14 protein-coding genes and 1 pseudogene are annotated in these 12,576 nt (G+C 63.2%); 7 read left to right on the plus strand and 8 right to left on the minus strand.

Features of this window, described 5'->3' with window-relative positions:
- Positions 1–3: 3 nt before the first annotated feature.
- From ACODSO_RS23340 to ACODSO_RS23350, 3 genes and pseudogenes are all read left to right on the plus strand, one after another.
- On the plus strand, positions 4–1,458 hold the full coding sequence (locus ACODSO_RS23340) for an aldehyde dehydrogenase (protein ID WP_489039047.1): 1,455 nt from the start codon (positions 4–6) through the stop codon (positions 1,456–1,458).
- A complete protein-coding gene (locus tag ACODSO_RS23345; RefSeq protein ID WP_489039048.1) occupies positions 1,459–2,205 on the plus strand; it encodes an SDR family NAD(P)-dependent oxidoreductase in 747 nt (248 codons plus the stop codon).
- A gap of 17 nt (positions 2,206–2,222) precedes the next feature.
- Positions 2,223–2,618: pseudogene (locus tag ACODSO_RS23350) on the plus strand (tautomerase family protein); the annotation flags it as partial.
- Here the strand turns inward: ACODSO_RS23350 and ACODSO_RS23355 are convergent.
- Genes ACODSO_RS23355 through ACODSO_RS23370 form a run of 4 tightly spaced genes read right to left on the minus strand, consistent with a single transcriptional unit; the run spans position 2,616 to position 5,210 of the window.
- The gene (locus tag ACODSO_RS23355) at positions 2,616–2,801 is read right to left on the minus strand and encodes a tautomerase family protein (protein ID WP_489039049.1); all 186 of its coding nucleotides are present in this window, start codon (positions 2,799–2,801) and stop codon (positions 2,616–2,618) included. The pseudogene ACODSO_RS23350 and the gene ACODSO_RS23355 sit on opposite strands and share 3 nt — an antisense overlap.
- Positions 2,802–2,803: 2 nt before the next feature.
- Positions 2,804–3,586, minus strand: a complete 783-nt coding sequence (locus tag ACODSO_RS23360; RefSeq protein ID WP_489039050.1) for a 2-keto-4-pentenoate hydratase — start codon at positions 3,584–3,586, stop codon at positions 2,804–2,806.
- A complete protein-coding gene (locus ACODSO_RS23365) occupies positions 3,583–4,395 on the minus strand; it encodes a 2-keto-4-pentenoate hydratase (protein ID WP_489039051.1) in 813 nt (270 codons plus the stop codon). Before ACODSO_RS23365 ends, ACODSO_RS23360 begins: the two co-directional genes overlap by 4 nt.
- The gene (locus ACODSO_RS23370) at positions 4,392–5,210 is read right to left on the minus strand and encodes an IclR family transcriptional regulator (RefSeq protein ID WP_489039093.1); all 819 of its coding nucleotides are present in this window, start codon (positions 5,208–5,210) and stop codon (positions 4,392–4,394) included. Before ACODSO_RS23370 ends, ACODSO_RS23365 begins: the two co-directional genes overlap by 4 nt.
- 62 nt (positions 5,211–5,272) lie before the next feature.
- On the opposite strand from ACODSO_RS23370, the gene ACODSO_RS23375 reads away from it, so the two are divergent.
- The 4 genes from ACODSO_RS23375 (at position 5,273) to ACODSO_RS23390 (ending at position 9,010) form a co-directional block, all read left to right on the plus strand.
- Positions 5,273–6,274, plus strand: coding sequence for an AraC family transcriptional regulator (locus tag ACODSO_RS23375; protein WP_489039052.1), 1,002 nt, complete (start codon positions 5,273–5,275; stop codon positions 6,272–6,274).
- Between the two features lie 154 nt (positions 6,275–6,428).
- Positions 6,429–7,643: a cytochrome P450 gene (locus ACODSO_RS23380; RefSeq protein WP_489039053.1), complete on the plus strand. Its 1,215-nt coding sequence runs from the start codon at positions 6,429–6,431 to the stop codon at positions 7,641–7,643.
- Positions 7,644–7,645: 2 nt separating this feature from the next.
- Positions 7,646–8,671 carry a 2Fe-2S iron-sulfur cluster-binding protein gene (locus ACODSO_RS23385; protein ID WP_489039054.1) on the plus strand — a complete coding sequence of 342 codons (1,026 nt, stop codon included), beginning with the start codon at positions 7,646–7,648 and terminating at the stop codon, positions 8,669–8,671.
- Positions 8,672–8,698: 27 nt separating this feature from the next.
- The gene (locus ACODSO_RS23390; RefSeq protein ID WP_489039055.1) at positions 8,699–9,010 is read left to right on the plus strand and encodes an EthD family reductase; all 312 of its coding nucleotides are present in this window, start codon (positions 8,699–8,701) and stop codon (positions 9,008–9,010) included.
- 102 nt (positions 9,011–9,112) lie between these two features.
- Here the strand turns inward: ACODSO_RS23390 and ACODSO_RS23395 are convergent, their stop codons facing one another.
- From ACODSO_RS23395 to ACODSO_RS23410, 4 genes are all read right to left on the minus strand, one after another.
- Positions 9,113–9,496 (minus strand): hypothetical protein, encoded by a 384-nt coding sequence (locus ACODSO_RS23395; RefSeq protein WP_489039056.1) that lies wholly within the window; start codon positions 9,494–9,496, stop codon positions 9,113–9,115.
- The gene (locus ACODSO_RS23400; RefSeq protein WP_489039057.1) at positions 9,493–9,678 is read right to left on the minus strand and encodes a PadR family transcriptional regulator; all 186 of its coding nucleotides are present in this window, start codon (positions 9,676–9,678) and stop codon (positions 9,493–9,495) included. The genes ACODSO_RS23395 and ACODSO_RS23400 overlap by 4 nt, the downstream gene beginning before the upstream one ends.
- 77 nt (positions 9,679–9,755) lie before the next feature.
- On the minus strand, positions 9,756–11,627 hold the full coding sequence (locus ACODSO_RS23405) for a pyruvate kinase (protein WP_489039058.1): 1,872 nt from the start codon (positions 11,625–11,627) through the stop codon (positions 9,756–9,758).
- 639 nt (positions 11,628–12,266) lie between these two features.
- Positions 12,267–12,500, minus strand: coding sequence for a hypothetical protein (locus ACODSO_RS23410; RefSeq protein ID WP_489039059.1), 234 nt, complete (start codon positions 12,498–12,500; stop codon positions 12,267–12,269).
- Positions 12,501–12,576: the final 76 nt, after the last annotated feature.

Here is a 12,576-nt window from a genome sequence, read left to right on the forward strand (position 1 = left end):
ATCATGACAATAGAGATCCAGCACCTCATCGGAAGCGACTGGCGGGCATCGGCCGACGGCGCAACCTTCGAGAGCCACGATCCCCACGACGGTGCCCACCTGGCGACGGTTGCGCAGGGTACGGCCGCGGACGGAACTGCCGCGATCGACGCTGCCCGTGCTGCGTTCGACGATGGACCGTGGCCGCACATGGTGCCGAAGGAGCGAGCGAAAATCCTGCACGCTGTCGCCGACTCAGTCGATGCGCACCGAGAAGAGTTGGCCGAACTCGAAACTCGCGACGGTGGCAAGACCGTCACACAGTCGTTGCACGCCGAGATTCCCCGTGTGGCGCACAACCTGCGATTCTTCGCGGACTATGCAGCGATGACAGAAAACGAAGCCTATCCCGACGGTGATCTGCTGTCGTACACGCTGTATCCGCCCGCAGGTGTGGTGTCGGCCATCAGCCCGTGGAACGCGCCGCTGATGCTGGCGACGTGGAAGATCGCGCCGGCTCTGGCGTTCGGTAACACCGTCGTACTCAAGCCTGCACCGCAGACGCCCTTGACTGCCAACCGGTTTGCGCAGATCGCGCTCGACGCAGGTCTGCCGCCTGGTGTACTCAACGTCGTGCACGGATTCGGCGGTGAGGGTGTGGCAGGACCACTGACGTCCGATCCCCGCGTCGACCGCATCACTTTCACGGGATCGAGCGCGACGGGCGTGAAGATCCTGCATGCGGCGGCACCGAACCACACGCCCGTCTCAGCAGAAATGGGCGGCAAATCGGCGAACATAGTGTTCGACGACGCCGATCTCGACATTGCCGTCCCCATGTCGATCAGGGCGATCTTCGGAGGCAACGGTCAGGTCTGCCTGTCGGGGTCGAGGTTGCTGGTGCAGAACGGCATCATGGACGAGTTTCTCGACCGTTTCGTCGCCGCAGCAGAGAAGCTGACCGTCGGGGACCCGAAGGAAGGAGGCACCTTCGTCGGTCCTCTCATCGAGGAGAAGCACCTGCAGAAGGTGCACAGTTACGTCGAACTCGCTCAGGAAGAGGGCGGCAAGGTTGTGACCGGCGGTGCCAGGATTACCGATGGTGCTCGTGCACAGGGGTTCTACTACCCGCCGACCGTGATCACCGGGCTGACGAATTCCTCGCGTACGGTGCGCGAGGAGATCTTCGGACCGGTCGTGACGGTCCTCGGTTTCGAGACCGAGACCGAAGCGTTGTCGATTGCCAACGACTCACCGTACGGTCTCGCGGGAATCCTGTTCACCGAGAACCTCTCGCGCGCACATCGCATGGCAGCGCGCTGGCGAGCGGGCACGGTGTGGATCAACACCTTCTTCGAGCGCGATCTCCGATTGCCGTTCGGCGGTGAAGGGATCAGTGGCCTCGGTCGCGAAGGCGGCCGGTACTCGCGTGAGTTCTTCACAGAGCCGAGGGCCGTGACGATTCGATTGGGTAGTTGAATGGCGCTCTGCGTCGTGGTCGGGGCCACCGGGGCACTCGGCGCCGCCGTCACGAGAAGGTTCGTGACGGCGGGGCACCGAGTGCTGGCGGTGGCACGGAGCGAGTCGGCACTGAATGCGCTCGCATCCGAGCACGACGGGGTCGTCGTTCCGTGCGTCGCCGACATTGGTTCCGACGACGCGATAGAGACCATCTCGTCGGCGATCGACGCCCCCGTGCGGCTTGCTCTCTTCGCGGCGGGGCTACCTGTGAAAGGGTCAGCCGACACGATCGACCCGTCCGGATTCGCAGTCGCGGCGAACATCAAGTCGGGCGGTGTGGTCCGGCTGCTGCACAGCGTGCGGGAACATCTGCGCCCGGGATCGAGGTTTGTGGCAGTGGCAGGATCGCTAGGCGTCGAACCGGGGTCTTTCGACGCCGGCCCGGGAACCGCGAATGCCGCTCTGTTCAATCTGATGCGGCAGATCGGCGTGCTGTACGGGCCGAAGGGTGTCACGACGCACACCATTGCGCCGGGACCGATCGATACGCCTCGTCTTGATGCGTTCATAGGTCGTGAGGCCGCCGACACGGGTTTCGATGCTGCTGCGATCCGTGAGCGTTATCGGGCCAAGACGTCGTTGGGCAGGCTTCCGACGCTGGATGAGGTGGCGTGGTCGATCGACATTTTGCTCGCCCCTGAGGCTTCGGTACTGCACGGCAGTGTTCTGACCGTCGACGGCGGAACCCGTCACGGCATCTTCTGAATGCGAAAGGTCCCGCAATGCCTGTTGCACATTTTCACCTCGTCGGCGGCACGTTCACCGCGGACCAGGGGCGCCTGCTGCTGAGCGAGGCAAGCCGTTGTTACGCGGAAATTCTGGACTCGCCGGTCGAGCGAGTCCGCGCCTTCATTGTTCGCTACGACGCGCAGGACGTCGCAGTGAGTGGCGCTTTCTATGCGTCCAGCGCCCCGTACTTCACCGCTGTCGTCCTCGCAGGGAGACCGGTTGTGCAGCGCCAGGAGCTGATGGCCAGGCTCACCGACGTAGTTGTCGACGTCCTGGAGGTCGACAGACGCGCGGTGCGCGGGCAGGTCGTCGAGGTGCTGCCCGAGAACTGGTCGATCGCCGGTGTCCCTGCTGCACGTGCGCGTTCCGAAGAAATCGCAGCCCGGTCACCGCTCGGCGATGGTGACGTTCCCCGCGGCGAAGTGGGTTCTAGGGACCTCGCGGAGCACGACTCGGATGGTGCTGACCGGGGCACCGAGGGCGCGCCGCGCACCCTCGGTCAATTCGTGAATGAGGGCGCGTAGCTGCTCCGGGCTGCGCCCCTCGGCGATGGTGACGTCGATGAAGGGCACGGCTATCCTCCTGCCAGGGTAACGGTTCCGAGTGAGGTGAAGTGCGCGGCGATTCGTGAGCCGGGTTGCACTGCAACGGCATCGGTCATGCCGCCGGTGAGGACTACCCATCCCGGCTCGATGGCAAGGCCTCGCTCCGCAAGCGTGTTCGCCGCGAATGCGAGGGCTTCGGCCGGGTGACCGTACACTGCAGCACCGGTTGCGGAATCGACTATCTCGCCGTCGACTTCGAGTAGACACGCTTCGAGCGCGAGATCCAGTCCCGCTGGAGTGCGGGCGATGGGACCAGTCACATAGCGTCCGGAAGAGTTGTTGTCCGCGATCGCGTCCATCATCGTGAACTTGTATCCGGAGAACCGACTGTCGATGATCTCGATGGCACCAAGGACCTGATCGACCGCGGCAAGAGCTGTCGCAGCCGACACTCCGGGTCCGCTCAGACGTCGACCCATCACGAACGCAATTTCCGGTTCGGCCCGCGCATGAATGTGGCGGTCCAACGGAACCGGAGCGCCGATCGGCAGGATCATCGCGTCGGTGAGCCACGCCGTCGACGGAGAATTCACCCCTACCTGAAGCTGTTTTGCGCGCGAGGTGACGCCGAGTTTCACGCCGGTCAGTGTTTCCCCGCGTGAGACACGCATCCGCAGCGCAACATCCTGCGCGTCGTACGCCGCATGTAGGTCGAGGCCGTTCCATTCAGCGCTGATCGGAGTCTGCGACTCCACGCGGTCCGCCGCTCCGAGTAGACGATCGGCAACCTGCGCAACACTCCATTCGGTCATTGTTCCTCCTGAGATCCGAAGACGGCTGTGACTGAACCCAATCCGTTGATGTTCGCTACCACCGACTGGCCAGGGGCGACGGGGAAGGCTCGGGTCATCGATCCGGGCAGTACGACGTGCCCAGGTTCGAGCGTGACACCCAGTGGGCCGACCGTGTTGGCAAGCCAGACCAGCGCGTTGATCGGAGAACCGAGTACCGCCCCACCCGCGCCCGTGGCTACGAGAGAGCCGTCGATATGCAAGGTGCACCCGGCGAGTCGAAGGTCCACCGAATCCAGAGGCACAGGTCGGCTTCCGAGTATCACGCCGCCAGAGGACGCATTGTCGGCGATGGTGTCGACGATACCGATGCGCCAGTCGAGAATCCGCGAGTCGACCACTTCCAGAGCGGGTAGTACGAAATCGACTGCGCGCACGGCCTCGGCCACGGTAACGCCTGGCCCGGTCAGCGGTTTGCCGAGCACGAAGGCGATTTCGGGCTCGATTCGTGGCTGGAGAAAGCTCCCCGGCGGAACAGGCTGATGCTCGAGGTGGAACATACTGGCAGTCAGGTGGCCGAAATCGGGTTGCTCGACTCCCATCTGACGCTGAATGGCGCGCGATGCGAGGCCGACCTTGTGGCCCTTGATCGCATCACCGTCGAGAATCCACCGCTCGACCTGTAGCTGTTGCACGCGGTATGCGAATTCGATGGTTGCGCCAGGAAAATCGAGTGCCAGCGGTGATATCGGTTCACCCGAAGAATAGACACCGAGCAATCGGTCCGCGGCCTCACGAATGACCGAATCCTGTTCTGTCACTGCGGTCACGATGCGAACCTCCCGCGCTCGGAGGTGGCTGGTTCGCGGCAAGTGAGCGGTACGACTGCCTGAGACACCTCGGCAAGCGCGCGGGTCACCTCGTTGGCGGCTCCGACGACGGCCCGGTGAATTTCTGCACGATTGGCGACGAAGCGGCTGGCGGGGACGCTCATACTGATGGCGGCGACCACCGTTCCCATGTCGTCACGTACTGGGGCTGCGACGCAATCCACATCGGCGACTGCTTCACCGAGGTCGAAGGCACAACCAGTCGAACGGACCGATGCGAGGGTCTCGACGAGGGCTGCCGGGTCGGTAATGGTCGTCGGGGTCCGGCGTCGAAGCGTGGCGCTGTCGAAGAATCGTCGGAGCTCTGCGTCATGCAGTTGTGCCAGCAACACCTTGCCCACGGCCGTACAGTGCGCGTCCAGGCGAGTACCGACGCGAGCGCCCTGCACGGTGATGTTGTGGGTTCCGACCACCTTGTCCACATACAGCACACGCCAGCGTTCCATGACTGCGAGGTGGGTCGTCTCTCCGTACTTGTCGACGAGCCGATCGATCACCGGTGCAGCGCACGAGCGCACGTCGACGGTTCCCCGAAGTGCTTGACCGAGTTCGACTACGCGCCAACCGATCCGGTAGCGCCCGCGGGCTCGGCACTGCAGAATGCCGATGTCGACGAGGCTTGACAGCAACGCGTGCGCACTCGATCGTGGAAGGTCGATCGTCGTCGCGACTTCGGACACGCCCCATTCGGGCCGTTCAACTGTGAACAAGTCCAGAACTGGACCGATTTTCTGCACTGTCTGCAGCGTTGCCACCGTGACTCCCGTCGTCTTCATGCTGTGATCTGCAACACTATGTACCGAAGGAGGGCTCGACCATGACCGCCGACGAACGAAAAGATGGCTCCGAGCGCACACGCGCCCGGTCCGCGTCGGTGCACGTCGACACGAGTGGGCTCGATTCGCGCGAAGGCCGGGACGCCTGGGCCAGCGCTTTGGAGTCGACCTACTGCGAGATGGATCTCGACCTGAGGGGGTCGCACACGAAGTTCACCGCCGAATTGGTCGGTCGCCCGTTCGGAGACTTGTATGTCAGTACCGTTCGGGCGGACCCGCACACCGTCATCAGAACGCCTGCGATGATCGCGGACTCCGAGAGCGACTTTCTCCTGTGTCTGGTCATGCGCGGCCACGGTCATCTCGAACAGGACGGTAGGACCACCGATCTGCGGCACGGATCGTTCGCGCTGCTCGACCCGTCGCGGCCGTTCACATACGCCTCGCCTGACCAGTTCGAGCAACTCGTCGTGCGCACCCCACGGCGCCTGCTCGCCTCACGGCTGCCGGCGCACATTGTCGACGCCGTCACCGCGCACGGCGTCTCGGCAGGTGAGGGCGCGGGCCGTGTCGTCAGTCACCTACTGCAGGAGATCGCAACTCTCGACGATGCAGTCGCGCCTGGAACCGCGGCGTCGTTGTCAGCGTCGACGATGGACATGTTGATCACTGCTCTCGCTGATGGTTCTGCTCTGCGCGGCCCGACCGAGTTGGCGCACTTGCAGGATCTGCGTCGGGCCCAACAGCTCTTGATATCGCGCTTGCACGATCCGGACTGTTCGGTGTCCGACGCGGCGCGCGATCTGGGTATGTCGGTTCGACATCTGCAGAAGCTGTTTCGCCAGACCGGAGCGACGCCGGTCAACTGGCTGTATTCGGCCCGGTTGGACCGGGCCCGTAGATTGCTTCTCGAATCCGAAGTCACAGTGGGCGACCTGGCCGGGACAGTCGGATTTCGCGACGTCTCCCACTTCAGTCGGACATTCCGACAACGCTTCGGCGCCAGCCCCGGCGTGTACCGCAAGACTCATTCGGGCCGCTGATTTCCTGTCCGTCGGAATTCTCGTGACGCTGCGTCGCGTGCCTGTTCGGCGATGCCGAACGGCGGTCTCAGCTGCTGGGCCGTCGACGAATGCTTGTGATGCCGGACACAGGGCGGGCTACTGACCAGGCCCGTCACGGAGCAGAAGGAGAATCATGACCGCCACTCTCGGCTTTATCGAGCAGATCACGATCGAGGAACTCGAAAAGGATCCTTACCCGTTCTACGAGCGGCTTCGCAGAGAGGCGCCCGTCGCGTTCGTCCCGGCGCTGGGAATGTACATCGTGTCCTCGAAGGACCTGTGCGCCGAGATCGCGAACGACTCCGAGAAGTGGCCGGCAGTGATCTCGGCTGCCGGCGGAAGGACATTCGGTCCAGGAGCATTGCTCAACACCAACGGCGAAGAGCATCGAAAGCTGCGCGACATGATCGAGCCGCATTTGCAGCCAAGTGCCGTCGATAAGTACATCGACGGTTTGGTTCGCCCTTTCGCCAAGGAGCGACTCGAAGCCTTCGACAGCGATGGTCGAGTTGATATCGTGTCCGCGTATTGCGAACCCGTCAGCGTGCGCGCACTCGGTGACTTGCTCGGATTGAACGATGTGAGTACCGACAAGCTCCGCGAGTGGTTCCACAAGCTCAGTATGTCCTTCACCAACGCCGCCGTAGACGACGACGGCGAGTTCGCCAACCCCGACGGCTTTCGGCCGGGTGACGAGGCCAAAGCCGAGATCATTGCGCACGTGGACCCGAAGATCGATCACTGGATCGAACACCCGGACCACTCGGCGATATCGCATTGGCTGCACGACGGCATGCCCGAAGGTCAGACCCGTCCGCGCGAGATCATCTATCCGAACCTGTACGTGTTCCTGCTGGGAGCCATGCAGGAACCGGGTCACGCGATGGCGACGACCATCGCAGGACTGTTGACCCGGCCCGACCAACTCGAACGAGTCGTCGAGGATCACGCCCTGATTCCGCGCGCGCAGACGGAGGGAATGCGCTGGGTCGCGCCGATCTGGTCCGCAGTGGTGAAGGCCGCGACTAAGGATGTCACCATCGGCGGTGTCGACGTACCAGCCGGTTCGGCCGTGATGTTGTCCTACGGGTCGGCCAACCAGGACGAGCATGCGTACGACGCACCCTCGGCCTACGACCTGGACCGACCGGTCACTCCGAACATGACGTTCGGCGCAGGTGCACATGCATGTGGCGGAACGTATTTCGCCAATGCAGTCATCCGGATCGGCCTGGAAGAACTCTTCGAAGCCATCCCGAACATCGAGCGCGACGAGTCTCGCGACGTGGATTTCTGGGGCTGGGGATTCCGCGGCCCCAAGGAGCTCTTCGTCACGTGGGAGGTCTGACGATGAGAGGTCACCGTATCCATCTCCCGGACGGCGATATCGACTGTAAGGACGATCAATCCATTCTCGACGCCACACTGCGCAGTGGCACCTGGTTGTCGCATTCATGTACTCAGGGCACGTGCGGTACGTGCAAAGTGAAGGTGTTGCGCGGCACTGTCGATCACGGGGCTTCACCCGAATACACGCTGACAGACGAGGAACGCACTCAGGGACTGGCGTTGGCCTGCATGGCACGTCCGCGCAGTGAGGTGGTGATCGAACCATTGGGAAATGCTGTGGACGACGTCACTCCGCGTCACGCTCTTCGTGATCACCACGGTACCGTCACAGCGCTCGGCGATATCGCAGTCAACACCCGGCGCTTGAGGATTCGACTGGATGATCAAATGGAGTTCAACGCAGGGCAGTACGCGGAGATCATCGTCCCCGGCCACGGGGTGGGGCGTCAATACTCGATGGCCAACGCGCCGAGCAATTCCAAAGAGCTCGAATTCCATGTCAAACGAACCGACGGTGGCCTTGCCACTGCAGGATGGATCTTCGACGGTTTGGCAATCGGGGATCGTGTTTCGCTGCGCGGCCCGCTCGGGCAGTTCGGGATCACGCGGCGTCACGACGAACCTGCGATCCTCATCGGCGGTGGCACCGGGCTTGCCCCGCTGACCTCCATCGTCCGACACGCACTCGAGCACGACCTGCTGCCCGAGCTGTACCTGTACCACGGTGGACGTCGACAGAACGATCTGTACGACGTGGATTACTTCCGTGAGCTCGAACGCACCCACCCGCAGTTTCACTATCGTCCAGCACTCAGCGAGGACACGTGGGACGGCGCGTGCGGAATGGTCACCGACGTCGTACTGAACGACTTCGCAACGTGCAAAGGGCTGCGTGCATATGTATGTGGACCACCTCCGATGGTGGAGGCCGCTGTGAAAGCACTGAAGCGTCGTCGCATGGCACCTCGATTGGTGCTGCGCGAGGAGTTCACTCCATCGCAGTCGGCCCTCTCCGCTACATCCTGAACAGCACCTTCCGAGTAAGGACACTCCATGTACCGCGTGACCATCGTCTACGACCATCCGTCCGATCCGGCGGCATTCGACGGCTACTACGAGTCGACCCACATGCCTCTCGTCCGCGAGTTGCCCGCCGTCTCGAAGTTCGTTGCTGGACACTGCGACAACGTCGGAGGCCAACCTGCGTCGGCATATCTGCTGGCGCAGTTGTACTTCGAATCGGCCGATGCTGCCGGAGCCGCCCTCGCGTCCCCACAAGGGCAAGCGGCCGCCGCCGATCTGGCGAACTTCGCCGATGGCGGAGTCACGATGCTCTTCAGTGACGAGAACACCGTCATCCCCTGATTTCGGTGATCAACATTTCAGCAACCCAGACTCCAACAGTCCCAGGGCAGTTCAGTGGGATCGGATGGTCGACCGCAGCCGATCCCGTGTACGCACCGCGGGTCAATCATCGGGGTGAGAGGTGACGGCTACCATCGAAGTCGAATGTGCTCCTCGACGGACAGTCCTAACTCCTGTGAGGCTCGACCGCCGCGACTGCGTATTCATGACGGTGCGCGATCGAACCTCTGCGCTCACCGGCCCCCGAGTCTCGACAGGGAGGCCTAGTGCTCGCCACTGTGTCTGCCCGTCAGGTGTTCCGTCGATGAGTGCATCGCGCAGGTGCTCGGCGTACCTCGCGGGGTCGCCGAGGGCAGTGACGGGTTCGATGCCGGCATCGGCAAGCTCTTCGAGTTGTGCCGCAAGTGCTTCGAGTGCGTGCTTGCGGTCCGACGCGGAGAGGTCGCTGAGGTACTGGCCAACGGTGCGGAGGTACTGCTTCGTCATGCGTCGTGTTCCTTCCTGAGGACCTCGGTCATTGCGTTGCTCAACGCCGTCCAGGCCTTGGCGCCGTCGTCGAGTGAGGCGCGGCCGTCTTTCGTGAGCCGGTAGTACTTTCGGGGAGGGCCTCCCGCAGCCTCTGCCCATCGGGTGGTGACCTTGCCGGCCTTGTCCAAACGGGCCAGCATCTACGTGTGGCCTATGGCGTCGGCCGCGATACTCGCAATGCTGACACCTCCGTGTCAGCACTCGGCAAGTACCTCGTTCACGACGCGCGGTCCTCGGCGGATTCGGATCCGACGTCGTGGGGGTCACCCCATGAATGCAGCTGCCGCAGTATCGGATTCTTCTTTCGTTGGTGCTCCGCCATCCGACCGAGGATGTCGTCGAGGAAGACGACGGCGTGATCGACGAATGGGCCCTTGTTGAGCATCACGCACTCCGCTCGACCGGCCATCGCCGCATCGGTAACCTCGGCGCGCGAGGGGCGACCGGTGCGGGCCAACGTGTCGAGGACCTGCGTCGCCCAGATGACCGGCACGTGTGCCGCCTCACAGATCCAGAGGATCTCTTCCTGTAGCTCTGCCAGTCGCCCGTAACCCGCCTCCACTGCCAGATCGCCGCGGGCGATCATCACCCCGACCTGCGGCCATCGCATCGCCGTCAGCAAGATCTCCGGCAGGTTTTCGAATCCGGCGACGGTCTCTACTTTCAGTATCACGCCGAGATGGGTGCCGCCGAGATCTGCTAGCCGGCGCTGCAGCATGGCGACGTCGTCGGCGCTTCTGACGAACGAGAGACTCACGGCGTCGGCGTGCTCGACCACGAACGGCAAGTGTGCAGTGTCGTGGTCAGTCAGCGCGGACAGTCGCAACTGGCTGTCGGGCAGGTTGATGCCCTTGCCTGCGCCGAGCCAGGCGCCTAGCGGTGCCGCGTCCGTGATCTTCACCGTCAACCCACCCGGACCGGTGGCTTCGATGACGCCGCCGATCTTTCCGTCGTCGAAGAACACGCGCTGCCCTACTCGGGCGTCCTCGAACACCTGAGACAATGTGCATCCGATCCGAACCGGGGTGGCGTGGGGGTCGACGGGATCAAGATCTGGCACCACCAGCAGGTAGTCGCCGACATGGAGTCGGAGCTTCTGTGTGCGCGGCGCCAACGCGCCTACCTGCGCGACATCGTCACCGTGATGATGGTGGTGTTCGTGGTCATGGTGGTGGAAGTGGTGCATGGTGGTGCCCGGCACCACGTACGCAGTATCCGCCAAGTCCGCCACACACCCATCGGATGTCGCCGAGGTGATCAGGAGACTGCGTTCGGATCCCCGGGCGTCGCGGAAAGTGATCCGCTCGCCCTTCCTGCGTCGGGCGAGCCACTTCTCGTCCGTCACCGGAAGGCGTTCCGTGTCAGGGCAGTCGGGCCCGTTCGGCAGTGTCAGCCATACCCGGGCTGGAACCACACATCGGCCCAGATCGTCGCGCGTGGGTTTGATGTGCGCCACTGCGGCTCCGGGGAGGATCGGCCCGGTCCGCAGCTTCGGGCCGGCGATATCCATGGACACCTTCACGTGGCGGCCGTGGGCCCGGGCCGCGGTGCGCACGTGGGCGATCATCGCGGCCCACTGCGCCGGACCGTCATGCGCGCAGTTCACCCGTACCACTTCGGTTCCGGCTGCGACGAGCCGGTCGACGAGGGATGTGTCGGTGGCCGCTTCGCTGGGCAAAGTCACCATGATGCGCGTCAGTCGGCCGTTGCGACCCGCACCGAGCAGCGTGGTCGCGTTGCGTTCGAGTAGCCGTGCACCGGAAGCGAAGTCCACCATGCCCTTGTCATCCTCGGGGGGCTGCAACCCGGCCAGGCTCGCCACTGCCGCCCGCACCGCATCGACGGATGCGAGGACGTGCGCCTCCGACCGTCCCAGTGAGGACAACCCCAATGCCGCGAGATCTGCCTGCAGGACGCGTACGTCATGTCTACGCAATGCCATGTAGTGCGTGAGATTCTCGGCGCTCGCCCGATTGTGTGGGTGCACCGCAGCTAGTCGATCGTCGGTACCCGCGGTGTCGATGAGCTCATTGCGGAGGCTGTCGAGCTTCGAGGCGAGCTTCACGAGTGCTTCTTGCTGGGAGCTCATCGGCTGCCCAACGTCCGGTCGCCCAGCGTTCCGCAATCGGAACAGACCCGCGCAACGACACCTCGCACGAACGTGTCGTCGATTCCATTATCCGCGCGTCCTCGATGGGCGTACCGTTCGATTCTCTGGTTTGTCGCCATAGCCCCGAGTGTGTCCACGCCGCAGTGTCAGCCCTAGGGTCTTTGGTCGTCTGATCGGGCGAGTGTGCTGAATTTATCGCAAGTCACCCAGGCGGACAGGCGATTTCGGACCGCATGGACGAGTCTTTAGCACTATCGAATGAAGGGAGTATGAACTCTCGTGGGAATGGTTCTGAACAAGACACGGCTGTATTCTGACGTAGGTAGATGTAGAGACAGTGGCACGGTTCCAACAAGGTCTCGTCGTGGTCGAACGACCCTGATGCTGAAGTAGTGGGCGAGTGGGAATTGGGTGTCGGGTGTCATGCGTCGGGTGATGCCGAGGGCCGCACTGTAGGACGTGGGCTCACTTACAAGTCGGACGCAAGAGAATTTGCGCCAGAACAATGTGCAGTAGCGGCTTGACTTACTCCGTGTATCGCACATTTCAGACACGTTGTGCGACTGAGGGTTTCCTATGGGTTTCGCATGTGGGGGACGGAGTGGCTCCCCGTGCGGACTATTCGCCGAAGGGCGCTGGCGTCGGGGCGACGCCAGCGCACACCTGCCCGGACAGGATCACTGGTGTGCACCCGGCAATCAAATAGTTGATGGTTGTGATCAGGCTGAGCGCATTCCTGTGGATCGATTCTGCGCTTCCGGTGGCGCTGCTTCCAGTATCTGCTGCAGCGACGGACGGCGTACCGAGAGCGATGACTGCGGCACCGAGGACTATTGCGACTGTTCGTTTCATGACACTCCCTGCTCACATAGATCGAAGGTTCGCAGGACCGTATCCCTTGTGCCCCGATTGTCGCATTCCTTCGTTC

The sequence above is a fragment of the Rhodococcus sp. FG69 genome (assembly GCF_057808915.1).